24 protein-coding genes are annotated in these 23,794 nt (G+C 69.0%); 5 read left to right on the forward strand and 19 right to left on the reverse strand.

What is annotated here, in order from left to right:
* Positions 1–20 precede the first annotated feature (20 nt).
* From CS1GBM4_RS03940 to CS1GBM4_RS03955, 4 genes are all read right to left on the reverse strand, one after another.
* Positions 21–572 carry a hypothetical protein gene (locus CS1GBM4_RS03940; protein WP_186417384.1) on the reverse strand — a complete coding sequence of 184 codons (552 nt, stop codon included), beginning with the start codon at positions 570–572 and terminating at the stop codon, positions 21–23.
* 84 nt (positions 573–656) lie between these two features.
* Positions 657–1,586, reverse strand: a complete 930-nt coding sequence (locus CS1GBM4_RS03945; protein WP_244607038.1) for a DUF72 domain-containing protein — start codon at positions 1,584–1,586, stop codon at positions 657–659.
* A 113-nt stretch (positions 1,587–1,699) separates the two neighbouring features.
* Positions 1,700–1,894, reverse strand: coding sequence for a hypothetical protein (locus tag CS1GBM4_RS03950; RefSeq protein WP_186417385.1), 195 nt, complete (start codon positions 1,892–1,894; stop codon positions 1,700–1,702).
* Between the two features lie 94 nt (positions 1,895–1,988).
* A complete protein-coding gene (locus CS1GBM4_RS03955; protein WP_186417386.1) occupies positions 1,989–2,546 on the reverse strand; it encodes a L,D-transpeptidase in 558 nt (185 codons plus the stop codon).
* Positions 2,547–2,733: 187 nt separating this feature from the next.
* Between CS1GBM4_RS03955 and CS1GBM4_RS03960 the strand changes: the two genes are divergently transcribed.
* Positions 2,734–3,534, forward strand: coding sequence for an aldolase (locus tag CS1GBM4_RS03960; protein WP_186417387.1), 801 nt, complete (start codon positions 2,734–2,736; stop codon positions 3,532–3,534).
* 192 nt (positions 3,535–3,726) lie between these two features.
* Here the strand turns inward: CS1GBM4_RS03960 and CS1GBM4_RS03965 are convergent, their stop codons facing one another.
* Entirely contained in the window at positions 3,727–5,193 is a 1,467-nt protein-coding gene (locus tag CS1GBM4_RS03965) for a PLP-dependent aminotransferase family protein (RefSeq protein WP_186417388.1), read from the reverse strand.
* A 50-nt stretch (positions 5,194–5,243) separates the two neighbouring features.
* Here CS1GBM4_RS03965 and CS1GBM4_RS03970 point away from each other — a divergent pair, with 50 nt between their 5' ends.
* Positions 5,244–5,873, forward strand: coding sequence for an FMN-binding negative transcriptional regulator (locus CS1GBM4_RS03970; RefSeq protein ID WP_186417389.1), 630 nt, complete (start codon positions 5,244–5,246; stop codon positions 5,871–5,873).
* Between the two features lie 243 nt (positions 5,874–6,116).
* Here the strand turns inward: CS1GBM4_RS03970 and CS1GBM4_RS03975 are convergent, their stop codons facing one another.
* Positions 6,117–6,734, reverse strand: a complete 618-nt coding sequence (locus CS1GBM4_RS03975; protein ID WP_186417569.1) for a glutathione S-transferase — start codon at positions 6,732–6,734, stop codon at positions 6,117–6,119.
* An 11-nt stretch (positions 6,735–6,745) separates the two neighbouring features.
* On the reverse strand, positions 6,746–7,942 hold the full coding sequence (locus CS1GBM4_RS03980) for a diaminopropionate ammonia-lyase (protein WP_186417390.1): 1,197 nt from the start codon (positions 7,940–7,942) through the stop codon (positions 6,746–6,748).
* Positions 7,943–8,055: 113 nt separating this feature from the next.
* On the opposite strand from CS1GBM4_RS03980, the gene CS1GBM4_RS03985 reads away from it, so the two are divergent.
* Positions 8,056–8,535, forward strand: coding sequence for an Lrp/AsnC family transcriptional regulator (locus CS1GBM4_RS03985; protein ID WP_186417391.1), 480 nt, complete (start codon positions 8,056–8,058; stop codon positions 8,533–8,535).
* 177 nt (positions 8,536–8,712) lie between these two features.
* Here the strand turns inward: CS1GBM4_RS03985 and CS1GBM4_RS03990 are convergent, their stop codons facing one another.
* From CS1GBM4_RS03990 to CS1GBM4_RS04010, 5 genes are all read right to left on the reverse strand, one after another.
* On the reverse strand, positions 8,713–9,606 hold the full coding sequence (locus CS1GBM4_RS03990) for a carbohydrate ABC transporter permease (RefSeq protein WP_186417392.1): 894 nt from the start codon (positions 9,604–9,606) through the stop codon (positions 8,713–8,715).
* The gene (locus CS1GBM4_RS03995) at positions 9,603–10,496 is read right to left on the reverse strand and encodes a sugar ABC transporter permease (RefSeq protein ID WP_186417393.1); all 894 of its coding nucleotides are present in this window, start codon (positions 10,494–10,496) and stop codon (positions 9,603–9,605) included. Before CS1GBM4_RS03995 ends, CS1GBM4_RS03990 begins: the two co-directional genes overlap by 4 nt.
* A 197-nt stretch (positions 10,497–10,693) precedes the next feature.
* Entirely contained in the window at positions 10,694–11,950 is a 1,257-nt protein-coding gene (locus CS1GBM4_RS04000) for an ABC transporter substrate-binding protein (protein WP_186417394.1), read from the reverse strand.
* A gap of 110 nt (positions 11,951–12,060) precedes the next feature.
* Positions 12,061–13,467: an aldolase gene (locus tag CS1GBM4_RS04005; protein ID WP_186417395.1), complete on the reverse strand. Its 1,407-nt coding sequence runs from the start codon at positions 13,465–13,467 to the stop codon at positions 12,061–12,063.
* A gap of 183 nt (positions 13,468–13,650) precedes the next feature.
* Positions 13,651–14,571 (reverse strand): PfkB family carbohydrate kinase, encoded by a 921-nt coding sequence (locus CS1GBM4_RS04010; RefSeq protein ID WP_186417396.1) that lies wholly within the window; start codon positions 14,569–14,571, stop codon positions 13,651–13,653.
* Positions 14,572–14,808: 237 nt separating this feature from the next.
* On the opposite strand from CS1GBM4_RS04010, the gene CS1GBM4_RS04015 reads away from it, so the two are divergent.
* Positions 14,809–15,579, forward strand: a complete 771-nt coding sequence (locus CS1GBM4_RS04015; RefSeq protein ID WP_186417397.1) for a DeoR/GlpR family DNA-binding transcription regulator — start codon at positions 14,809–14,811, stop codon at positions 15,577–15,579.
* A gap of 6 nt (positions 15,580–15,585) precedes the next feature.
* On the opposite strand, the gene CS1GBM4_RS04020 is transcribed toward CS1GBM4_RS04015, so the two are convergent.
* From CS1GBM4_RS04020 to CS1GBM4_RS04050, 7 genes are all read right to left on the reverse strand, one after another.
* Positions 15,586–16,077, reverse strand: coding sequence for a GAF domain-containing protein (locus CS1GBM4_RS04020; protein ID WP_186417398.1), 492 nt, complete (start codon positions 16,075–16,077; stop codon positions 15,586–15,588).
* A gap of 570 nt (positions 16,078–16,647) precedes the next feature.
* Positions 16,648–17,643 (reverse strand): TRAP transporter substrate-binding protein, encoded by a 996-nt coding sequence (locus CS1GBM4_RS04025; protein ID WP_186417399.1) that lies wholly within the window; start codon positions 17,641–17,643, stop codon positions 16,648–16,650.
* A 39-nt stretch (positions 17,644–17,682) separates the two neighbouring features.
* The gene (locus CS1GBM4_RS04030) at positions 17,683–18,966 is read right to left on the reverse strand and encodes a TRAP transporter large permease subunit (RefSeq protein ID WP_186417400.1); all 1,284 of its coding nucleotides are present in this window, start codon (positions 18,964–18,966) and stop codon (positions 17,683–17,685) included.
* Positions 18,963–19,508, reverse strand: coding sequence for a TRAP transporter small permease (locus tag CS1GBM4_RS04035; RefSeq protein WP_244607039.1), 546 nt, complete (start codon positions 19,506–19,508; stop codon positions 18,963–18,965). The genes CS1GBM4_RS04030 and CS1GBM4_RS04035 overlap by 4 nt, the downstream gene beginning before the upstream one ends.
* Positions 19,505–20,485, reverse strand: coding sequence for an amidohydrolase family protein (locus tag CS1GBM4_RS04040; RefSeq protein WP_186417401.1), 981 nt, complete (start codon positions 20,483–20,485; stop codon positions 19,505–19,507). The genes CS1GBM4_RS04035 and CS1GBM4_RS04040 overlap by 4 nt, the downstream gene beginning before the upstream one ends.
* Before the next feature lie 158 nt (positions 20,486–20,643).
* Positions 20,644–22,041, reverse strand: coding sequence for a flagellar biosynthesis protein FlgA (locus CS1GBM4_RS04045; protein ID WP_186417402.1), 1,398 nt, complete (start codon positions 22,039–22,041; stop codon positions 20,644–20,646).
* Between the two features lie 168 nt (positions 22,042–22,209).
* Complete coding sequence (locus tag CS1GBM4_RS04050; protein ID WP_186417403.1) at positions 22,210–22,881, reverse strand: cyclase family protein; 672 nt, start codon at positions 22,879–22,881, stop codon at positions 22,210–22,212.
* A 119-nt stretch (positions 22,882–23,000) separates the two neighbouring features.
* Between CS1GBM4_RS04050 and CS1GBM4_RS04055 the strand changes: the two genes are divergently transcribed.
* Positions 23,001–23,768, forward strand: a complete 768-nt coding sequence (locus tag CS1GBM4_RS04055; RefSeq protein ID WP_186417404.1) for a GntR family transcriptional regulator — start codon at positions 23,001–23,003, stop codon at positions 23,766–23,768.
* The last annotated feature ends 26 nt before the right edge of the window (positions 23,769–23,794 follow it).

Below are 23,794 nucleotides of genomic sequence, written 5' to 3' on the forward strand. Positions count from 1 at the left end.
CTCCTCGAATGGTTCGAACCTCAGGAGACGACGCCGGAGAGGTCGTCGCGGCGGGCCTCGGCCCTCTCGTCGAAGCCGGTCCAGCCCTCGGCCTGGTAGCGGCTGCGCAGGGCTGCGACGTCGACCGGGCCTCCGCCCGCCATGATCGCGCTCGCCTGCGCAGCCTGGTGGTCGGCCGCGCGAACCGCCACGACGGCGCCGCCGCGCCTGATCGTCTCGGCGAGGACGTCGGCGTCGCCCTCGTCCACGCCGGCACCGGTCAGGGCTCCGATCAGGCTGCCGGCGGCGGCTCCCGCCACCGCGCCGACCGCGGTCCCGCCGATCAGCCAGCCCGCTGCGACCGCGGCTCCGACGCCGGGAATGGGCAGGCTCATCAGGGCGCCGAGCAGGCCGGCGCCGCTGCCGATGACGGTTCCGGCTCGCGCGCCCTCCTCGGCATTCTCCTCGACCGCCTCGAGCGGCCGGGCGACGAGACTGATGTCCTCCGTCGGCAACCCCGCATCCTCGAGCTTGCCGACGACGGCCGCCGCGCGGTCGTAGCTGGCATAGGAGCGGACGATCGTGCGTGCCATGGATCTCTCCTTCGCCGGGGCATGTTCTGACGAACCCCCTCGCCGGGGCGGTTGTTCCCGCCGGCCGCGGCATGCGTCGACCGGTCACGCGGCCCGGGGTTCGGCTTCGGGACTCCAGACCTGCTTCAGCATGCGCATCAGCCGCGCGGCATCCTCGGGCGCGTGGCGTTTGTCGGTGTTGTCGAAGAACAGGAACACGTCGCGCGGCCGCGCCGCGGCGGCGCCGGCCTCATCGGCGAATTCGCCGTCGCGCATCGGCTCTCCGCGCGTCCAGGCCTGGATCCGCGCCGCCCAGCGCCGAAGCTCGGCCTCCTCGTAGCGCGAGCGGTAGAGTTCGGCCGAGCCGTGCAGGCGGCAGTAGACGAAGTCGGCCGTCAGATCCATCAGCCTCGGCCAGTCGACCGTGTCGGCGCAGACGAGGGCGACCTCGTGCCGGCGCAGCAGGGCGATGAAGGCCGGGTCGCGGAAGCTGTCATGGCGGATCTCGATCGCATGGCGCAGAGGCCGGTTCGCATCGGTCCGAGTCCAGGCCCGCCCCTCCAGCCGCTCGTCGTGCCGCCGCGCCAGGGCGGCGGCGGCCTGCGTATCCTTCGGGAGGAGCGCGAGGAAATCCGTCATCAGGCCCGGATCGAAGCGGAAGCTCGGCGGAAATTGCCAGAGCAGCGGCCCCAGCGTGTGGCCGAGCCGCAGAACGCCCGACGCGAGGAAATTGGCGAGCGGCGTCTCGATGTCCCGGAGCCGGCGCATATGCGTGATGTAGCGCGAGCCCTTCACCGCGAAGACGAACCCCTCGGGCGCGACCTGCGCCCAGCGCGCGAAGGCTTCCGGCTTCTGCAGGCCATAGAAGGTGCCGTTGACCTCCAAAGCGGGGAACTGCCGGGTGGCGAAGGCCAGCTCGTTCTTCTGGGGCAGGCCTTCGGGATAGAAGTGGCGGCGCCAGGGCGCATAGGTCCAGCCCGACAATCCGATGCGGATCATCGCCTGCGGCCCGCCCGCCCTTCGCCGTTCGGCCATCGTGATGCCCTGGCTCGCTCCTGCCCCAAAACAAGCGCGGGGAGACTGCCTGGTTCCCGCCGGGGCGATCGCCGGTCACGACAATGCGGCTGGCCGCCGGCGACGCCGACCCGTCAGCAGGCGCGGCACGCGAACGGCCTGATCTCCGGCCGGCCCTGCTGGATGACGATCCGCTCCATCGCGCCGTCCGGCTTGACGCGGATCACGCCGTCGCCCGAGCACTCGTCGATGAAGTAGGCGGGCAGCCCGGCGCGCGACGCCTTCTCGATCGTCTGCCGGCGAAATTGCTTGAGCTTGTCGGGGTCCATGGCGAGGCTCCGTAGCGCGATGAGGCGAGGCACCCTTCGGCCAGCGATTTGGGGAGGATCGCCGCCGGTTCAAGCCTCTGTCCGCGCCGCCGGGTCAGCGCAGCACGACGACCTTGGCGCCGAGCCGGACGCGGTCGTAGAGGTCAATGACGTCGCGATTGGTCATGCGGATGCAGCCGGACGATACCGCAGCTCCGATCGTGTCGGGCTCGTTGGAGCCGTGGATGCGGTAGAGGCTGGAGCCGAGATAGATCGCCCGTGCGCCGAGCGGGTTGTCCATCCCGCCGGGCATGTAACGTGGCAGATCGGGCCGGCGCCTCAGCATCGCGGCGGGCGGGCGCCAGTCCGGCCATTCCCGCTTCCTCGTCACCGTCTTGGTGCCCGACCAGCTGAAGCCGCGCCGTCCGACACCGACGCCGTAGCGCAGGGCCCGGCCGCCGCCGAGGACGTAATAGAGCCGTCGCTGGCTGGTCGAGATCACGATCGTTCCGGGAGCATGTGTGCCTGTCCAGGGCACGATCTGCCGCGCAATCGGCTGTTCGCTGAAGATGTTGAGGAAATCCGCGAGCCCGCGGCTGAGCGGATTATCGTAGGCCCGTGCGGGCGCCGCGAAGGCGAGGGCGCTGACGAGGAGGAGGACGGTACGCAGCATGATCGGCCTCTGGAGGCCCCCCGCGCCGATTTAACGGGAAGAGCGAAAACGAGGTCAAGGCAGCGGCCGGCCCCGCTCCGCCGGTGCGCCGGGGCCTCGGCCGGTATGCGGGCCTCACTGCCGGCCTCTTCGCGTGGCGCAGGGCGGCCCGGCTTGCCTCGCCTCGGAGCGGCTCTAGACTGCGTCCATGGCACATGCTCTCAGATCCGGCGCGACGCCGGCGGCCGTCTCGTCCGGCCTGAACCAGCCCGATCTCGATTCCGACGCAGTCTGGGAGGCGCGGCGCGACCTCGCCGCCTGCTTCCGCATGGCGGCGCGCTATGGCTTCGAGGAGGGCATCTGCAACCATTTCTCGGCGCTGGTGCCGGGTTACGACGATCTCTTCATCGTCAATCCCTATGGCTGGGCTTTCCGCGAGCTCACCGCCTCGAAGCTGCTGATCTGCGATTTCCACGGCAATGTCGTCGCCGGCGAGGGGCAGCCCGAGGCGACCGCCTTCTACATCCACGCCCGTGTCCACAAGAACCTGCCGCGCGCCCGCGTCGCCTTCCACACCCACATGCCCTACGGCACAGCGCTCTCGATGACCGAGGGCGAGCCCCTGATCTTCGCCGGGCAGACGGCGCTGAAATTCTACGGCCGCACCGCCGTCGACCGCGATTATAACGGCCTTGCCCTCGACGAGCGCGAGGGCGACCGCATCGCCGGCGCGATCGGCGAGGCCGACATCGTCTTCATGAAGCATCACGGCGTCATGGTGCTCGGCCCGACCATCGCCGAGGCCTGGGACGATCTCTACTACCTCGAGCGTGCCTGCGAGGTGCAGACGCTCGCGCTCTCGACCGGCCGCGAGGTGCTGCCGGTGAAGCCGGAGATCGCCGAGGCGGCCTATCGCCAGATGCGCGAGGGCGACCCGGAATCGGCGCGCCTGCACCTGGCTTCGATCCGCCGCCAGCTCGACGCCGAGGAGCCGGTCTATCGCGATTGAGGCGGCCGCGGTCGAAGCTCTCGCCGTCTTTCCGGGACTGCGCGCAGCGGAGGGCCCGGAATAATCCACGACCACGGCAATTCAGTAGAAGCGCAGCCGCTTCGCCCTTCTGAAGGGCGAAGCGTTCATGGGTTCCGGGTTCGCCGCATCGCGGCGCCCCGGAATGACGGCGGAGCGGATGGAAGCGCAGTCTTACGCACCGAGTTGCCGCAGCAGCCCATCCAGCCGCGCGATGCCCGCTTCGATCTCCGCCTCGTCGAGCGCCGCATAGCCGAGGACGAGGCCGGCGCGGCGTTCCGAATCGTCCGGCCGGTCATAGAGTCCGCTGACGCCGTAGAGGCCGAGCGAGACCGCCGCCGCGCGCTCCGTCAGCTCGGCCTCGCGCGATTGCGGCAGCCCGTTGATCCAGGCGAGGACATGCAGTCCGGCATCGGTCCCGGCGATGGTGAGGCGCTCGCCCAGCCGCTCGCGCAAGGCCTTCAGCAGCGCGGCGCGCCGCTCGCCATTGCGGCGCCGGGCGCGGCGCACATGCCGCTCATAGGTCCCGCTTTCGATCAGCTCGGCCAGGGCGGCCTGTTCCAGCTCCGGCGTGTGCCGGTCGATCATGCGCTTGGCCCTGGCGAAGACCTCGCGCAGCGCCGGCGGCAGGACGAGATAGCCGAGCCGCAGGGTCGGCGAGAGCGTCTTCGAGACGGTGCCGAGATAGATCACGCTGCCGGCCTGGTCGAGCGAGCGCAGCGGCGGCACCGGGCCGACGCCATGGCGGTATTCGGCGTCGTAGTCATCCTCGATGACGAAGGCGCCGTGGCGGGCGGCCCAGGCGAGCAATTCGAGCCGGCGCGGCGCCGACAGGATGCTGCCGAGCGGAAGCTGATGCGAGGGCGTGACGAAGGCGAGCCGTGCCGGCGGCAGCGCGCTGGTCCGCATGCCCTCGCGGTCGACCGGCTGCGGCGCGAGCTCGGCGCCCGCCGTGAGGAAGGCCTGGCGGGCGAGGACATAGCCCGGGTCCTCGATCACGACGCGGTCGCCCGGGTCGATCAGCAGCCGGGTGCAGAGGTCGAAGCCCTGCTGCGAGCCGTTGACGACGAGGATGTCCTCAGCCTCGCAGCGCAGGCCGCGGGCGCGCCAGAGATAGCCTTGCAGCGCCGTGCGCAGCGCCGGCAGGCCGCGCGGATCGCCATAGCGCAGGCGCGCCGGCCGGCGCGTCGCCGCATGGGTCAAGGCCCGCCGCCAGGCGAGCGTCGGGAAGTCGCCGCCCGCGAGCTCGCCATAGCGGAAATCGAGCGTGCAGGGCTGCGGGGCCCACGGCACCGGCGACGCGGCCGCCAGCCGGCGGCCATAGGCGGAGAGCCCCGCCGGCTGCGGCGAGGGCATGTTGTCCGGTGTCGGCTCCGGCCGCGCCAGCCCGCCGGCGACCCGGGCCCGTGCGCCGGGCCGGGTCTCGATATAGCCTTCGGCCGCCAATTGCTCGAAGGCGGCGGTGACGGTGCTGCGCGACAGGCCCCACTCCGCCGCGAGCGCGCGGGTCGACGGCAGGAGGCTGCCAGGTGCGTGGAGCCCGGTCGCGATCTCGCCCCTGATCGCGGCGACGACCCGTCGTTGGTCGCCAGGATCATGCTGGACTGGACCAGTTGAAATGGTCGAAACTGGCCGTTTCATGCAGGCCAGATTAAGGGCATGACGGCGGCGACCGCAAGGAGACCCAGACGATGTACACGCCTCCGGCCTTCCGCATCGACGACCGCGCCGAGATCCACGCGATGATGCGCGCCTGCCGGCTCGCCACCCTCGTCACCGCCACGGCCGACGGCCTGCTCGCCACGCCGCTGCCGCTGATCCTCGCGGCGGAGGAGGGCGAATGCGGCGTGCTCTACGGCCATCTCGCCCGCGCCAACCCGCAATGGCAGAGGGAGGCGATCGGCGAGGCCATGGTGCTGTTCAACGGCCCCGACGCCTATGTCACGCCGTCCTGGTACGAGACCAAGCGCGAGACCGGCAAGGTCGTGCCGACCTGGAACTATCAGGCGGTGCACGCCTACGGCCCGGCCGAGTTCTTCGAGGATCCGGAGCGCCTGCTCGACGCGGTAACCCGCCTCACCGATCTGCACGAGGGCGCGCGGGCGGAGCCCTGGGCGGTCGGCGACGCGCCTCCCGCCTTCGTGCAGGCGCAGCTGCGCGGCATCATCGGCCTGCGCATCCCGATCTCCCGGTTCGAAGGTAAGCGCAAGATGAGCCAGAACCGCCCGCTGGCCGACCGGATCGGCGTCGCCGGGGGATTGGCCGCAAGCGAGCGCTTGAGCGACCGGATCGTCGCAGCGATGGTGCCGACCGAGGGCTGAGGCGCCGTCTTTCCGGGGCAGGCCGAAGGCCTGAGCCCGGAACCCATCAACACGACGTTACCCGTCATTGCGAGGAGCGTCAGCGACGAAGCAATCCAGGCAGGCGTAGAGCGAGCCCACCAGGATTGCTTCGCTACGCTCGCAATGACGCGGACGACCTTGGAAAGGTTGAGTTCATGGGTTCCGGGCCCTTCGCTGCGCGAAGTCCCGGAATGACGGCGTGTCGTAGCGTCAAACGGACGCTCAATCCTGCGTCTCGCCCTCATAGGGCGTGGCGCGCATGGACGGGCGTTGGCTGAAGCGGTCATACCAGCCGGCGAGCCTCGGCGCCCGCGCGCGAAAATCCGGCAGGCGACGGAAGCTGAGCCACGCCAAAGCCGTCGCCAGCCCGATCTGGCCGACCGTGACCGGCCCGTCGAGATCGGCCTGACTCTCGAGATGATCATAGGCCTCGAGCAGCTTTGTCGTCTGGCCTGCGGCGAGCGGCGGATAGCGCAGGGCTTCGGGCCGGCGCTCGCTCTCCCAGCGCAGTGCGATGCCGGCATCGCACAGGCCCTGGGCCAGCGCCTGCAGGCGCAACGCCGAATAGCGCGCCGGCCCCTCGCGCGGGATCAGCGCGCCTGCGCCGGCGAGCCGGTCGAGATAGTCGCAGATCACCACCGAATCGAAGAGCGCGCCGGCATCCGGCGTCAGCAGCACCGGCACCTTGCCGAGCGGGTTCTGGGCGAAGACCGCGTCGTTTCGGTTGGTCGGGCTGGTCTCGTGGTGGACGACATCGAGGCGCCCGGCCAGGCCGAGCTCATGCGCGCAGACCAGGACCTTGCGGGCATAGGGCGAGTGGCTCTGGTAGAGCAGCGTCAGCCTGTCCGTCATCACGCGGCCTTGCCCGCGACCTCGGCCGGCGTCAGCCCGACGAGCTCGGCATAGCGCTCCGAATCGGTGGCGCCCTCGGTCACGATGGCGAAGACGCGCGAGCCGGCGTCGAGCTTCAGCGCCGCCCGCGCCTGCGGATCGCGCAGCGCCGCGAGCAGCCCGGCGAAGCCGGCGGCGCCGCTCTCGCCGGCGACGATCGCCGGATCGCCGCCGACCGGGCGCGCCAGCCTGTTCATCGCCTCGACCGCGATATCGTCCTCGACCGTCATGAAGGCGTCGGCGACGCGCGACAGCACGCGCCAGGCGAGCGGCGAGGGGTCGTAGCAGTCGAGCATCGCCATCACCGTCGGCTCGCCATGCGCGGCCTTGGTCGGCCGTCCGGCACGGGCGCTCTCGAACAGACAGGCGGCGCGGGCCGGATCGACCACGGTGAAGATCGGCCTGGCCTCGCCGAGCGCCAGCGCCAGATGGGCCGCGCTCGCCGCGGCGATGCCGCCGACGCCGGCCTGGACGAAGACATGGGTCGGCGGCGCGGGCAGCTGGCGCAGGGCTTCGCGGATGATCGCGGTATAGCCCTGCATCACGAGCCCCGGAATGCGCTCATAGCCGTCCCAGGAGGTGTCGGAGACGACCGTCCAGCCACGTTCCGCCGAGACGCGGGCGGCCTCGACGACGGATTCGTCATAGGTGCCGTCGAAGCGGACGATCTCGGCGCCGAAGCGGGCGATCGCCGCGGCGCGCGGCTCGCTGACGCCGGCATGCACGAAGATCACCGACCTTGCGCCGACGAGACTGGCGCCCTGCGCGACCGAGCGGCCGTGATTGCCGTCGGTGGCGCAGGCGAAGGTCATCCCGGCGGCGATCGCGCGCACCTCGGGCGAGGTCAGCTCGGCTTCGTCGAGCGCACGCCCGAGGCGTTCGCTCGCGGCCTCAAGCACCAGCCGCGCCACGGCATAGGCGCCGCCAAGTGCCTTGAAGCTGCCGAGGCCGAGCCGCTGGCCCTCGTCCTTGAGATGCAGCGCGCCGAGGCCGAGCTCCGCGGCGAGGGCGGGCAGGGCCTGCACCGGCGTCGCCACATGCTCGGGCCGTCCGTCGAGATGCCGCTCGATCGCGTCGGCCCCGGCCGGGCCGAGCGTCTCCGCATCGACCGGATGGAGCGGCTGGCGAAAATCCGGGAGCTGGTTGAGCAGGAGCATGGCTTGCCTCTTTGGTGTCGGAGCGAAGGGATATTGCAAGAGCCGCGAAAAAGGCGCTGCAATCGCCCCCCAGTGCTGCAAGTTTGTTTCACGATCACTGTTGGAGCCCCGCCTTGAGCGAGTCGTCCGTCCCCACCCTCGATGCTTTCGACCGGGCCATCCTCGCCATCCTGCAGCAGGACAACACCACCCCGCAGCGCGTGATCGGCGAGAGGGTCAACCTGTCGGCCCCGGCCGTGCAGCGCCGCATCCGCCGGATGGAGAGGGACGGCGTCATCGCCGCCAATGTCGCGATCGTCGATCCGGCGGCGCTCGGCCATCCGATCACGCTCTTCGTCGAGGTCGAGCTCGTCAGCGAGACGGCGAAGGACATCGACGCGGCCAAGCGCGCCTTCCTCGCCGCGCCCGAGGTGCAGCAATGCTACTACGTCACCGGCGAGGTCGACTTCATGCTGGTCGTGCTGGTGCCGAGCATGACGGCCTATGAGGCGCTGACCCGCCGCCTCTTCTTCGCCGACGCCAATATCCGCAAGTTCAGGACTTTCGTCGCGATGGACCGGGTCAAGGCGGGGCTCAGCGTGCCTGTCGATTAGCGCTCGCCGTCATTCCGGGGCGGCGCGTCAGCGCCGAGCCCGGAATCCAGAACCGATGCCGCTTCCGAAGAAGCCAGCCAGCTGCCGAGACTTCACAAGAGCCGCCATCGGTTCTGGATTCCGGGCTCAGGCCTTCGGCCCGCCCCGGAATGACGGCGGTGGTTGCTGCGGCGAACGTCAGGACGTCAGCGCGCCGGCCGTCATGCCCTGGACCATGAACTTCTGCAGGAAGATGAAGGCCATCACCAGCGGCAGGCTCGCCAGCACCGAGAACGCCATCATCGTGTTCCAGTCGGTGACGAACTCGGCCATCAGGCTGTAGATCGCCATGGTCAGCACCCGGTTTTCCCAGGATTCGATCAGCACCACCGCGAACAGGAACTCGTTCCAGGCGAGCAGGAAGGTGTAGAGCCCGGCGCCGATGAAGGCGGGATAGGACATCGGCACCAGCGTCCTGAAGATCGCGCCGAGCCGCGAGCAGCCGTCCACCATAGCCGCCTCCTCGATGTCGCGCGGGATGTTGATGAAGTAGCTGCGCAGCATCAGGATGCAGAAGGGCAGGGTGAAGGTCAGGTAGACGATCACCAGCGAGGTGCGCGTGTCGTAGAGCCCGAGCGTGATGAAGATCCGGAAATAGGGGATGCAGAGCAGCACCAGCGGGAACATCTGCGTGGTGATCAGGAACATCAGCACCGCCCGCTGGCCGGCGAACTTGAAGCGCGCCAGCGCATAGGCGGCCATCGCTCCGAGGACGAGCGAGAGCGCCGTCACCAGCAGCGAGATCAGCATCGTGTTGGCGAAGACGACGAGATAGCGCGGGCTGGCGAAGATCTTGCGATAGCCCTCCAGCGTGAACACCTGCGGCAGCCATTCCGGCGGCATCCGCATCACCTCGATGTTCGGCCTGACCGAGACCGTCAGCATCCAGGCGAGCGGGAAGAACACGATCGCGATCGCGATCAGCAGCAGCAGATAGGACGCGATATTGATCAGGCGCTCGCGTCCGCGAATGCCGATCTTGCCGAGATAGGGCCGTGGGTGCGCCACTGCGACGGGCTGGGCAACGGTCATTGCTGGTTGCTCATGGTTCGGCGGACATAGATGGCGCTGACGATGAACAGCACGATGAACATCACCACGGCCTCGGCCGAGGCGTAGCCGAATTTCAGCTTCTGGAAGCCGTCGAAATAGATCGCCGTTGCCAGCACTTCCGAGGCGTGCGCCGGCCCGCCGCCGGTCATGACATAGACCGGGTCGAAGGCGCGGAAGGTCCAGATCGAGTCGAGCAGCACGATGGTGGTGATGACGCCGCGCAACTGCGGCAGGGTGATGTGCCAGAACTGCCGGAACAGCGAGGCGCCGTCGATCTCGGCCGCCTCGTAGAGCTGCTTGGGGATCGCCTGCAGGCCGGCGAGCAGCATCACCATGAAGAAGGGGAAGGCGCGCCAGACGTTCATCGCCGTCACCGAGCCGAGCGCCGTCGCGGGATCGCCGAGCCAGGAGATGGTGACGTTGGAGTCGATCAGGCCGAGCGAGACGAGCAGGCCGTTGAGCACGCCGAAGGGCTGCAGCATCAGCACCCAGATCATGCCGGCGACGGTCGGCGCCAGCAGCCAGGGCACGATCAGGAGGCCGCGGGCGATCGTCCGGAAGGCCGGATCGAGATGCATGTTGAGCAGCAGCGCCAGGCCGAGCCCGATCACCAGATGCAGCACCACGCTGAAGAAGGTGAAGATCACGGTCTGCCAGAAGGCGCGCCAGAACAGCGGGTCGTTCGCCAGCGCGATGTAGTTGCCGAGCCCGACCCAGACCTCGCGCTGAAGGTTGCTGTCGTGGAAGCTCAGGCGGACCACGTCGATCAGCGGGTAGATCAGCAGCGCGACGAGGATCGTCAGCGACGGCCACAGGAAGGACGCGGCCAGGAACTCCTCGCGGTATTTGCGTTTGAGCGTCAGCAGCATGACTCGCCGATCGTTGCGGGGCGGCGGCACATGACCGCCTCTCAGAATGATCCGAGTCATCCCGGACGAGCGGCGGTAGCCGCGCCGATCCGGGATCCATTCCGGAGCCTCGTCGATGAAGGCTCGGGCATGGGTCCCGGGTCTCCCTTCGGGCGCCCCGGGACGACTTGCGTGTTCAACCCCGAAAGGGGGAGGGATCACTTCGCCGCGGCGAGGACCTTGTTCCATTCGGCCGCGGCGTCATCCAGCGCCTGCTTGGCGGTCTTCTTGCCCTGCACGGCGTTCTGGATCTCGGTGGTCATCACCTTGTTCATCTGCACGGCATTGGGCATCGACAGGAACGGCGACTGCGCGTTCGGCTGCGCCATCTGGGTGACGAAGGCCTGGAAGAGCTTGCGCTCCTTGAACCAGTCCTGGCTCGAGACGTCGGTGCGGGCCGGGAAGCCGCCGGTGCCCTTCGCCCACATCTCGATGCCTTTCGGCCCCGACAGCCAGCGCATGAAGGTCCAGGCCGCGTCCTTGTCCTGCGCCTGGCTGGTGATGGTGTTGAGCGAGCCGCGCACCATCGTGCCGGTGCTCTTGCCCTTGGGCAGCGGTGCGATGTCGTAGTTGAGGTTCGGGTTGAGCTGCTTCTGGATCGCGACGCCCCAGGGCCCCTCGAACATCATCGCGACATTGCCGGAGGCGAAATTGGCGCGCTTCTCCTTCTCGCCATTGCTCAGCACGCCGGGCACCGAGATCTTGTCCTTGTTCATCCGCTCGATGTACCACTCGATCGCGGCGACGCCCTCCGGGCTGTTGAAGACCGCCTTGTTGGTGGCCGGATCCATGATCGTCGCGCCGTTCTGCAGCAGCAGCGGGTAGATGTCGTAGGTCATGTTGGTCGGCGGCTCGGCCTGGAGCGTGCCGGTGACCGCGAACTGGCGCTTGTCCGGATTGGTCAGCTTGCGCGAGTACTCGGCGAATTCGTCCCAGGTCTTCGGCGGGCCGGAGAGGCCGGCGGCCTTGAACAGGTCGGTGTTCCAGAACAGCGCGACCGCGCCGCTCTCGATCGGCAGATAGTACTGCTTGCCCTTCCATTTGGCGTGGAAGGTCTCGGGGATGTTCGCGAAGAACTCCTTCGGCTCCTTGGCGATGCGCGCGTCGAGCGGCTCGATCATGCCGAGATCGGCGAACTCCGCCACCCAGTCGACCTGGACCAGCAGCACGTCCGGCAGCTTCCTGGCCTGGTGCAGAACGATGGCGCGGTCGTGGAAGCCGGTGAACGGCGAATCGACCGGCGTCAGCTTGATGTCGGGATGGTCCTTCTCGAAGGCGGCCTTGAGCTCGGCCATGAACTTCTCGCCGACCTCGGTGCCCTTCCACTGGCCCCAGCGCACTTCCTTCTGCTGGGCGAGCGCGAGGGTCGGCAGGCTGATCGCCGAGGCGAGCGCCATCGCCGCGAGTGTCAGCAAGGAAGACCTGCGATGCTGATCCATATGCGTTTCCTCCCGGGTTGATCGTCTTTTGATCGTCTTCTTGGTCGGCGGCGCATCCGTCGTTGCGGGCGCCGGAACAGTCAGCGTCAGGCTGCGCGGGCCTTGCGCAGCGCCTCCGGCAGCGCTGGCGCGACCTTCACCGGCGTGGTGTTCTCGTCGACCAGCCGGCTCGTCCCGCTGACATTCATCCAGGTGAACATGTTGCGGAACATCTCCTGCAGCGAGGCCATGATCGCGCTCTCGGCCTCCTTCGGCATCTCCCAAAACGGCTTCTTCATCACCTTCCAGGACTTCTTGCGGGTATTGTAGAAGAACTGCGCGTCGGTCTCGCCGGCTCCCTTCTCGGAGAGGTGATTGGCGAAGGTGTATTCCCGGATCTGGTCCTTCAGCGCCTGCGGCAGTGCCGGGTGGTCGAAGATCAGGTTGTTGAAGCCGAGCGCGAGGTGAACTTCGACCGCCTCCGCCTGCGGCAGCCTGGCGAGCTGCGTTCCGGGCAGGGTCGAGGCGCCGTGCTGGACCGCGCCGGCCATGTTGTACTCCCTGCGGCAGATGGTCGAGATCGTCTTCAGGAGATCGTAGTCGACATTGACCGGCGCCAGCGTGCCGTCCGGCAGCACCTTGCCGCCGTGATAGGTGCCGGAGTTGATCGAGATCTTGCTGACGATCGGCAGCTCCGGGCCGCGCCTGGCCATCTCGGCCAGATAGACCGTCATGAAGGCGCGCAGCTCTTCGGGCGTGGTGTTCTCGTGGCCGACTTCGCCGATCTCGGCGCCGAGCGAGATCGAGACCCCTTCGGGCTCGATGCCGCGCACGAACTGCGTGAAATGCGCGGTGAGCTCGGCGTTGAGCCGCTGCTGGTCCTGCACCGTCGGCAGCGACAGGTCGACCACCGTCGAGGCGTCGATGTCGATGCTGTAGAGCCCGGCCGCGACCTGCTCGCGCATGATCGCCTCGAGCTTGCGGATCTCAGCCTTCGGATCGGCGAGATAGGCCTTGGCGTTGATCTGGTCGTGGTCCGCCTGCAGGAAGACCGGGCCGACATGGCCCTCCCGCAGCGCCGCGGCGAGCACTCCGGCGGCATATTCGAGCGGCGGCTGCTGGGCATAGAGCGCCTCGCCCACTGCCTGCTCGAAGATGAAGAGCTTGGAATCGAGCTCCTTGCCGGCGCGGAAGACGCAGCGGCAGGTATGGTAGGTCCAGCCGCGCAGGTTCATCGCCGGTACGGTCTTGCCCGACCATTTGCCGGCGGCGCAGGCGAGGTAGAGCTCCTGGATCGAGGCCGGCACGATGCCGGCCGCATGGGCGGCCTCCCTGATCGCCCAGATCGCCACCGCGCGCGCCTCCGGCTCGGCGAGCGCCGCCGTCTCGGCCCAGCGGTCGATCATCTCGTCGGAAGGGCGCCTGCTCCCGGTGAAGTCCGGCGACGGGCCGGCGAGATCGACGCCGATCGTCCTGAGGTCGTCGATCAGCTCGGCGAGGGAGGCGCATGCCATGGCTCATAACCTTCGAAAACGGCTTCGAGACCGGAGCGCCGCAGGGTCTTTCGGGCTTCCGGGAAGGCGGGCGCAGGCCCGCCTCGTCACATTCGCAATCAATGCATGCCGTTTTCGTTTTCGCAAGCAATATTATCGTTTTCGCGCATCGCAGCATAATCCATGTTGCATCGCGCAATCGAGTCAGGCGCAGCTCGGATGCATCGCGCCGCTTGTCAGCAGGGCCTGAACGGCGGCCCGGTCGGGCATGCCGTCCCAGCCGTCTCCCCGTTCGGCCTTGAGCGCCGCCGCTGCGGCCGCGAAGCGCGCCGCCTCCACAGGGCTCCGGCCTTCGCAGAGCGCGAGCGCATAGGCGCCGTGGAAGACGTCGCCGCAGCCCGTCGTGTCCTTCACGGCGACCTTGAAGGCAGGGATGCCGACGAGTTCGCCGCCGATCAGCCACAGGCTGCCGGCGGTGCCGCGCGTCACGGCGAAGATCTTGTCCGGGGCGTCGGCACAGCGCCGCAGCAGGGTCTCGGCCGGGCCGTCGCCGGCAAAGTCGCGCAGGCCCTCTGCCGAGAACACGACGTGGTCGGCCTTGGCGATCAAACGGCGGTTATCCTCGGGCGTCCCGCCGTCGACGTCGAGCACGCTCGCGATGCCGGCGGCGCTGGCGCGCTCGAGCACAGCCCCGGCTCCGGCCGGCCAGCGCGTGTCCGCCAGCACCACGCCGGCCCCGGCAAGCCCGGCCGGCGGCAGCACGCCCGCATCGGGCGACAGGCTGCGCCGGTTCGAGACGATGCTGCGCTCGCCCCGCCGGTCGACGAGGACGATCGCCCGCAGCGTGCGCCCTTCCGGCAGGGTGGCGACGCCGTCGCAGTCGACGCCATGCCCGCGCAGCAGCCGCAGGCCGGTCTCTCCGGCGGCGTCGGCGCCGACCCGGCCCCAATAGGCCGCCGCGCCGCCGAGGCGGCAGATCGCCACCGCCGCCGTCGCCGCCGGCCCGCCGAATCGCTCGGCATAGGAGAGCACCCCGGTCTTGATGCCGGCCGAAGGCAGCGCCTCGACCTCGAAGACCTCGTCCTGGACGAGGTTGCCGACGCAGAGAATCCGGCGGCCCCTCATCTCCGGCTCCCTGGGCCGCGACGGTGGATGGTCCGGGTGAGGCGGGCATGGCGGCGTATCCGCCGGCCCCCTGGCCGCGTCCTGAGCATGTTTCGTCCCGCCGGATCGCGTTTCCGTCCTGCCGGCAGGATCCGGTTGCGCGGCGCGACGATGATGCCGTGCGTTTTCCCTTTCGCAAGACTATTTTCGCAATCGCGCATTGCGTATAGCGTGGTCTCGGTTGTAGGGCTGCGCCATATGGAACCGCTGAGCAAACGTCACGCCGACATCCTCGATATCCTGGGCAAGCGCGGCTATGTCGCGATCGAGGAGATGGTGGCCGCTTTCAACGTCACGCCGCAGACCGTGCGGCGCGATCTGCAGGACCTCGCCGATCGCGGCCTGCTGCGGCGCCATCACGGCGGCGCCAGCGCCAATCTCTCGACCGCGAACACCGATTACGGCCTGCGCATCGTCGAGCACACCGCCGAGAAGGCAAAGATCGCCAGCGCCGCCGCCGAGCTCGTGACCCCCGGCACCTCGCTGTTCATCACGCCGGGCACGACCATGGAGGCGCTTGCCACGGCGATCGCCGAGCGTCGTCCGCGCGGGCTGCGCGTCGTCACCAACAGCACCGCCGCGGCGGCGATCCTCGACAAGTGCCCGGAGATCTCGATCCTGATCACGGGAGGGCACTGGCTCGGGCCGAACCGGGCCTGCGGCGGCATGCACGCCGCCGCCTTCATCGAGAATTATCGCTGCGACCTGCACATGACCAGCATCGGCGGCATCGATGCGGCCGGGAACCTGCTCGAATACCGCGACGACGAGGCGGTCGTTGGGCGCACCATGCTGCGCAATGCCCGCCGCTCGGTTCTGCTCGCCGACCACACCAAGTTCAGCCGCGTCGCCATGGCGCGCCTCGCCCATCTCAGCGAGATCTCGACTTTGGTGACCGACCGCCAGCCGCCGGCTGTGACCGAGCAGATGATCCGCGACGCACGCTGCGAACTCGTCGTCGCCGGCTGAAGCCGGTCAGAAGCGGTCGCTGGCTTCGAGGTAGAGCCTGGCCACCGCCTCGATGCCGACGCGGTCCTCGCTGTCGAAGCGGCCGGGTTCCGGGCTGTCGAGGTCGATCACGCCGATGACCTCGCCGTCGCGGATCAGCGGGACGACCAGCTCCGAACGGGAGGCGGCGTCGCAGGCGATATGGCCGGGAAAGGCATGGACATCCTCGACCAGCACCGTTTCGCGCCGGGCGGCGGCCGTGCCGCAGACGCCGCGCCCGACGGGGATGCGTACGCAGGCCGGCTTGCCCTGGAAGGGGCCGAGCACCAGCTCGCCGCCGCGCATCAGATAGAACCCCGTCCAGTTGAGGGCGGGCATCGCCTCGTACAGGAGCGCGGACAGGTTGGCGGCGTTGGCGATCGCATCGCGCTCGCCATGCAGCAGGCCTTCGAGCTGCTGGACGAGCTCCCTGTAGAAGCCCGGCTTGTCGCCGGCCGAGATCGTCGCCGCCTGGAACATCGTCGCCTCCGGTCCTGTCGCGGGCTGGATATGCGCTGCCGGAGCGGATTTTGCGAGGCTAGGACCGGCCGGATGGCGGAGGGCAGCTGCGCGTCCAGTGCAGGAAGGCGGAGAGCCGCAGCAATTGCCGCCTGGCGAAATAGAGCATGTAGATCATCATGCGCCTCCGATTGGCGCCCACGATAGCATCGTGTGCCGCCGTCTTCGTTGACCCGGTGCAAACTGCTCCGGCAAATCGAGCGGCCGGTCCGCATCGCTGCAGTTCGATCTTCAGAAGCTTTCGCAATCGCCGCTGCCGGGTCAATGAAACGGCGTTTCAAAGATCTGATGACGGCCGGAAGGATCGTCCCCGAATGGGCGTGGGAAACCCCCGGGAGGGGCCGGGGTGGGGGCGCAAAGTCGAAACTCGGCCTCCGGCGACCAGGCAAATCCGCTCCCAACAAGCAGCCAAGCACCCAGTCGTTCGCCCCCCGTCCCCATACCCTTCCCCACGAGGGGGAAGGGGAGGCGTTTGATCTGGCGCCGTAGTCGCAGCCCGACGCGGACGCCCTGTGCCGCACTCCGGCCGCCTCAGACCGCGGCCTTCTTGATCGCGTCCAGCACCTCGCTGCCGTATTTTCCGACGAAGTCCTTCTCGACCTCGGCGGTGACGATCCTGGCGAAGGACTCCCGATCGGGGTTCTCGACCGCCTGCATGCCGGCCTTCTTCAGGGCATCGAGGCTCGAGCCTTCGGTGTCCTCGTTCATCTTGCGCTGGATGCCGGCGCATTCGATCGCGATGCCCTGCAGCATCTGCTGGATCTCGGCCGGCATCGCATCGAACTTGCCCTTGTTCATCACGACCGGGCCGGTGGTGAAGGCATGGCGGGTCAGCGAGAGATGCTTCTGAACCTCGTTGAACTTGGCGTTGAGGATCAGCGTGACCGGATTCTCCTGGCCGTCGACCGTGCCGGTCTCCAGCGCGGTGAAGAGCTCGGTGAAGGCCATCGGCGTCGGCACGGCGCCCAGCAGCTGGAAGGCCTTGATATGGGCCGGGTTCGGCGTGGTCCGGATCTTGAGGCCCTTGATGTCGGCAGCGTTGGCGACCGGGCGGCGATTATTGGTCAGGTTGCGCCAGCCGATCTCCCAGGTGGCGAGCGCCTTGAGGTTCGATCCTTCCAGCTCCTTGCGCAGCCCGTCGCCGATCGGGCCGTCCATCACGGCGGCGGCATGCTTGCGGCTCTGGATCAGGAAGGGCAGGTCGAGCACGTTGAGCTTGGGGGCGAGCCCGGTGAAGAACGGGTTGCCGGTCAGGCAGATGTCGAGCGAGCCGCCGCGCACCGCGCTGATCGTCTGGGCATCCGATCCGAGCGCGCCGTTCGGGAAGACCTGGACCTCGTAGCGGCCCTGGCTCCTGGCCTTGACCTGCTCGGCGAAGAGCAGCGCCGCCTTGTGCCAGCTGTCCGCCTCCGGATGCGGATGGGCGAAGCGCAGCTTGGTCGCCTGCGCCAGCGCCGGGCGGCCGATGGCGAAGAAGGCGATGCCGGCGCTCGCGCCGGCGAGGGCGGTCCTGCGGGTGATGGTCATGAGCTTGTCCTCCCTGTGGTGTTGTTGTTCGAGGTGCCGTCAGCGCCCGTAGAGCCAGCGCGCCGGCACGGTGACGATCTCGGGCACGAAGATCAGCAGGAGCAGGATGGCGAGCTGCGCCAGCAGGAAGGGCATCACGCCCCTGACGACGCGATCCATCGGGATGCGTCCGACGGCGCAGACGACGTTGAGCACGGTGCCGACCGGGGGCGTCAGCAGGCCGATCGCGTTGTTGATGATGAACATCACGCCGAAATAGACCGGGTCGATGCCGGCCTGTTTCACGATCGGCATCAGCACCGGCGTCAGGATCAGCACCGTCGGGATGAAGTCGAGCGCGGTGCCGACGACGACGACGAGCAGCATCATCGCCAGCATCAGCAGCGTCCTGGATTCGATCAGCGGGCCGAGCAGGGCCGAGACCTGGCCGGGAATGTCGGCGATGGTGATCAGCCAGGCCGAGACCATCGCCGCCGCGACCAGGAACATCACCGCCGACGAGGTCTTCAGCGCCGCGAGCAAGGCGGGGCGCAGATGCTCGAGCTTCAATTCGCGATAGATGAAGAAGCCGACGACACCGGCATAGACCGCGGCGACCACAGCCGCTTCCGTCGGCGTGAACACGCCGGCTTTCATGCCGCCGATGATCAGCACCGGCAGACCGAGCGCCCAGAGCCCGTCGAGGATCGCGTGGCCGATCTCGCGCAGGGTTGCGCGCTCGACGCGCGCCGCCGGCTCGTCCCGGGCGACGACGGACCAGGTGAGCAGCAGCGCGAGGCCCATCAGGATGCCGGGCACCACGCCGGCGAGGAAGAGCCGCGTGATCGAGACGCCGGCGGCGACGCCGAAGACGACGAAGCCGATCGAGGGCGGGATCACCGGCGCGATGATGCCGCCGGCCGAGATCAGTCCGGCGGCGCGCGGCACGTCGTAGCCGGCCTGGCGCATCATCGGCAGCAGGATGGCGGCGAGGGCCGCGGTATCGGCGACCGCCGAGCCGGAGATGCTCGCCATCACCAGCGCCGCCAGCACCGCGACATAGCCGAGTCCGCCGCGGACATGGCCGACCAGCGTCACCGCCAGCGCGATGATCCGCCGCGACAGGCCGCCGGCATTCATCAGCTCGCCGGCGAGCATGAAGAAGGGAACCGCCATCAGCGGGAAGGAATCGGCGCCGCCGATCAGGTTCTGCGCCAGGATCTGCGAGTCGAACATGTCGAGCTGCAGCATCAGCGCGATGCCGCAGACGAGCAGCGCCGTCGCGATCGGCATGCCGAGCGCCATGGCGCCGATCAGCGCCCCCACGAAGACGAAGACGGTCATCGCCGCTTCTCCGCCGCCTGCTGGTTCTCGAAGGCGGCGAGCTCCTCCGATTCCGCCCCGACGACGAGTTCGCTTTCGGCCATGCGGCCGGTCAGCAGCCGTGCGAGCGCGGCCAGATTGAGTGCGCCGATGCCGACGCCGCCGGCGAGGCCGGCGAAATAGGTCACAGCGACCGGTACGCCGGTGACCGGCTGGTGGTTATCGAGATTGATCGCGGCCTGCTGCCAGCAGCCGGTGACCAGCATTGCCATGCAGAGCAGCGACAGCGCCTCGACCGCGAGCCGGCACCACCAGCGGCCGTTGCGGCCGAGCATGGTGACGATCGTGGTCATGCCGAGATGCTGGCCGTCCTTGGCCACCAGGAAGGCCCCGCCGAAGGTCAGCCAGACAAAGATCAGCCGCGACAATTCCTCCGAGGAGGTGATGCCCGAATTGAAGCCGTAGCGCAGCACGACATTGCCGAAGACCATCGCGATCATGGTGACGAAGCCGGCGATCAGCAGGTCCTCGGCCAGACGCAGGAGCAGGGCGCGCAGCTTCATCGGGCTGCTCCGTTCCCGGCCGGGGCGGGCGCGAGCCCGTACCAGCGCGCGGCGTTGTCATGGAACAGGGCGAGCCGCTCGTGCGCCGGCCGCCGGCGCGTCGCGGCCTTGAAGACGTCGAAGATCGTGGCGAACGTGGCGCACAGGCTGTCGACCGGGAAATTGCTGGCGAAGGCGCAGCGCTCGACGCCGAAGGCCGAGATCACGCCCTCGATCACGGGCGCCTGCAGCTCCAGTGTCCAGGCCCGGCCCGGTACGCCGATGCCGGAGATCTTGGCGACGACGTTGGGCTCGCGCGCCAGCCGGTCGAGTGCCGCGCGCCAGGCGGCGAGCCCCTCGGTGCTGCGGTCGGCCGGCAGGCCGGCATGGTTGAGGATGATCGTGGTCGCCGGGAAATCGCGGGCGAGCTCGGCCGCCTCGTCGAGATGCCACCACGGCGTCTGCAGATCGAAGCTGAGGCCGGCCGGGGCGAGCCGGGCGTAGCCCTCGCGCCAGGTGCGGTCACGCATCGAGCCGGGCGCGGCGAAATTCGCATGGTGGTCCTCGCGCGCAACGGCTTTGGGCTTGTGCCGGACGCTGCGCACCAGGGGCAGTTCGCGATAAGCCGCGACGACCTCGCCGACATCGGCGCGATCGAGCCAGATCTGGCCGATCGCCGCATTGGGCAGCCCGTGCTCTCGCGCGACGGCGCTGGCCCAGCGCATCTCTCCGATCGGGTCGCGCGGATCCCATTCGCCTTCCATCAGCACGCTGCCGACGACGAGATGCCCTGCGCTGGCCCGGCGGTAATCGGCCGGCATGAAGTCGCGCCTGATCGCGCTGTAGTCGCCATAGCGGAAAGCGACCGGCCGGTCGCTCAGCCAGGGGTGATAATTGCGTGCGAGGTCGAAGAAATGGTGGTGGGCGTCGATGATCGGCAGGTCGTCGTCGGCCCCGGAGGCGAGGAAGCGGGCGCGCTGGTCGTGCCTGGCGGCCATGGCCTAGCTCCGCCGCGGCGGAAGGCGGGTCTGCCTGTGGCCGTGCCCGGCCGGTCCGGTGCTCGCGCCCGCCATCCCTGCCTCCCGATCGTTCCCCGGCGGACGTCCGCCTTGGTTATCCCATTATTGTATGCTGCATACAGAATGTTGCCGCAAAGTCAAAGCGCGCCGGGGTTGAACAGCACGTCCTGCTCCCGGCGCAGGCGAACCAGCGTCGTCTCCTCGTCGAGCGCGATGTCGGCGCAGCTGATGACGGCGCCGCGCGCCACCTTGCGCACCACCGGCCGGCCGGCGGTGAGATAGTAGGGGACGGGCTCGTTCGACCCGAGCGGTCGGGCAGGGGTCAGTTGCGGCTCCAGCCCCGCGATGACATGGCGATAGCCCATGGTCAGCGTCTCGCCCGGCGCGAGGTCGCGGCTCGCCCGTGCCGTCAGATCGACGCGCGGCAGGACCTCGGCGCCACCGGTCGACTGGCCGAGCAGGGCGGCCGACAGCGCCGACATCGGCGCCTCCGCACCGAGCAGGTGGACGGGATTGTGCAGCAGGACGTAGCGGCCGTCCGGCGAACAGGGGATGCCCTTGCCGGCCAGGAGCTTGCCGGTCGTGAGGTCGGGCGTCTCGGCGATGACGAACACGCCGCCGGCGAAGGAGAGCTCGTCCGGGCGCCGCAGGCAGTTGAACATGTCGACCCGCCCCGTGCCGGAGAGCAGGCCGCCCTCCGCGGCCGGCCGGAACAGGCTCGGCAACTCCGTCGTGCGGGCGATCGGTGCATGCATCGCCGCGATATCCGGCATCAGCCCGGTATGGTTGGCGACGATGCCCATCTCGCAGAGATCGGGCACGGTGGCGCGCGGGAAGGGCAGTCTGGCCCGCGCGTCGAGGAGCGCGAGCGGATCGCTCCCGAGCCTGCCGAAGGCCGCGGCGAAATCGGCGGCGGGCGCGGCCTTCTCCCAGGCCGTGACCGTGCCGGCTTCGGGATCCCAGACGAAATCGGATTCGCTCGACTTGCCGGCGGCGACGATCGGCAGGCCGAGCATGCGGGCCCAGCCGATCAGCCCGATCAGCAGGCTCGGCTGGTCGCCGTCGACCGGGGTATGCACGACGCCGTTCTGCCGGGCGCGATGCGCCAGGACCGGGCCGATGATGCATTCGGCCTCCTTGGTCACCATCACGAGATGGCGGCCGGCCTCGATCGCGGCGAGCGCGGTCGTCGCCGCGCCTTCCGGGTCGCCGGTCGCCTCGACCACGACATCGACGGCAAGCCCGTCGAGATGGGCGGCATCGCCGACCAGCGCGACGAGCCCGCGCGCGAGCGCGGCCTTCGCCTCGGCAGCGCTGCGGCAGGCCATGATCTCGCCCTCGGCCAGCCCGCCGGCGAGCGCCGCCTTGCGGGCGCGGCCGATGTCGAGGTCGCAGACGACCCGCGGCTCGATATGCGGGGCGCGCCGGGCCTGGCCGATGAAGCTCGCGCCGAATTCGCCGGCGCCGACCAGGGCGGCGGAGATCACGCGATCGGAGGGGCCCGATTTCAGGGCGAACAGGTTCTCGATGTTCACGGCAGGCAGGTCTTTCGCTTGAGGCTTTTCGTCACGACGGTCTGCGTCATTGGGGGAGGCTCCGGCCGACGGAGCCTCCAGTGAGGGGAGAGGCCTACGGCTCCTGGGCTGCTTCGCTGCGCTCGTAATGAGTTCATTCCGGTCGACATCCGCTTCGGTCTGCCGGGCTCAGACGGCCAGGCCCTCGATGGCATAGATGCGGGCGGGAGCGCCGTCGGCGTTCGGGATTAGCAGCGGCGCCGCCGAGAACAGGTTGCGCGGCGCCGTGAGCCTGCTCGTGTTCACGACGTATTCGATCAGCGTGACGCCATGGCTGAGCAGGACGTGATGCGTCACATGCTCGGGCTTGGGCACCTCCTTGCCTTCGAGCAGGAGCCGGATCGGATAGTCCTGCGGGAAGTCGAAGGCGACGGCGCTCGGCTTGCGGTCCGCCAGCCACCGAGCCGCTTCCAGCGTCAGCCAGGGGGCCTCGGTCCAGAAGGTCTTGTCGTTGTAGTCGCGCCTGTCGCTCCACTGCGCGGCCAGCAGCAGGATTTCGCCCTCGGCCCCGCCTGGATCGGCGGCGGCGAGATGCTCCGGGCCGATCGGCTCGTTCGCCGGCCGCCCGCTCAGGTCGAGCACGCGGCAGGGGCCGACGACCCGGTCGAGCGGCGTCGCCTCGATCGTCGGCGCGCCGGCGACGAAATGCGCGGCGGCGTCGACATGCGAGAAGCCATGGCACGGCCCGGCGATCTTCGAGACGCGGAACTGGTCGCCCGCCGCGATGTCGCCCTTGATCGAAAGCTCGACCGGCCAGCGGAAATGCGGCGCGATCGGCATGGAAAGGTCGACGATGTGCATGGCGCAGTCCGGATTGCGGAGGAAGGTGCCGGCGACCCGGCCGTTCCGTTCTAGGTGTCCATATTCTTGTATGCAAGAATTTTTCGACAGCGAGCCGGCCGCGCGGTATACATGGCGTCATGGACAGCCCGGCCGACACCACACCACTCGCAGCGCTTCTCGCCCAGCTGCCGCAACCCGAGCCGGGCCGGCGCAAGGGTGCCTTGCACGGCAGCACGGTGGCGCGATTGCGCAACCTGATCGTCACCGGGGCGCTGGCGCCTGGTGCCAAGCTGAACGAGCGCGAGCTCTGCCTGCAGCTCGGCGTCTCGCGCACGCCGGTGCGGGAGGCGATCAAGACGCTGACGCAGGACGGCCTGCTGCGGGCGATGCCGAACCATTCATCGGTGGTGTCGGAGCTCGATGTCGGAGAGATCGAGGCGTTGATCGACGTCGTCTCGACGATCGAGGGCCTGGCCGGCGAGCTCGCCGCGGCGCGCGCCAGCGACGAGGCCGTCGCCGAGATCGGCATGCTGCACTACAAGATGATGCTGCACCACACCCGCGACGAGCTGCCGGGTTATTTCGAGGCCAACAAGGCCTTCCACCGCCGCATCGTCGAGCTTGCCGGCAATCCGGTCCTGCTCTGGGTCTGGGAGCTGCTGGCCCTCAGGGTCGACCGTGCGCGCTATTCGTCCAATCTCTGGCCCAAGCGCTGGAAGATGGCGATCCAGGAGCACGAGCAGATCCTGGCGGCCCTGGCCGCCGGCGATGCCGCGCTGGCGAGCCAGCGCCTGCGCGAGCATGTCCGCAATGGTCTGTCAGGGCTCGTCGCGGCGCTGAAGGAGCGGGGAGAGGCTGCGGCACGTACCGAAGCACCTACACCATCTTCGTCATTCCGGCCGTAGCAAGCGGAGCGCCGCAATCCATCGCA

Origin of the sequence: Allobosea sp. CS1GBMeth4 (assembly GCF_900185715.1) — a bacterium.
Classification (GTDB): Bacteria; Pseudomonadota; Alphaproteobacteria; order Rhizobiales; family Beijerinckiaceae; genus Allobosea.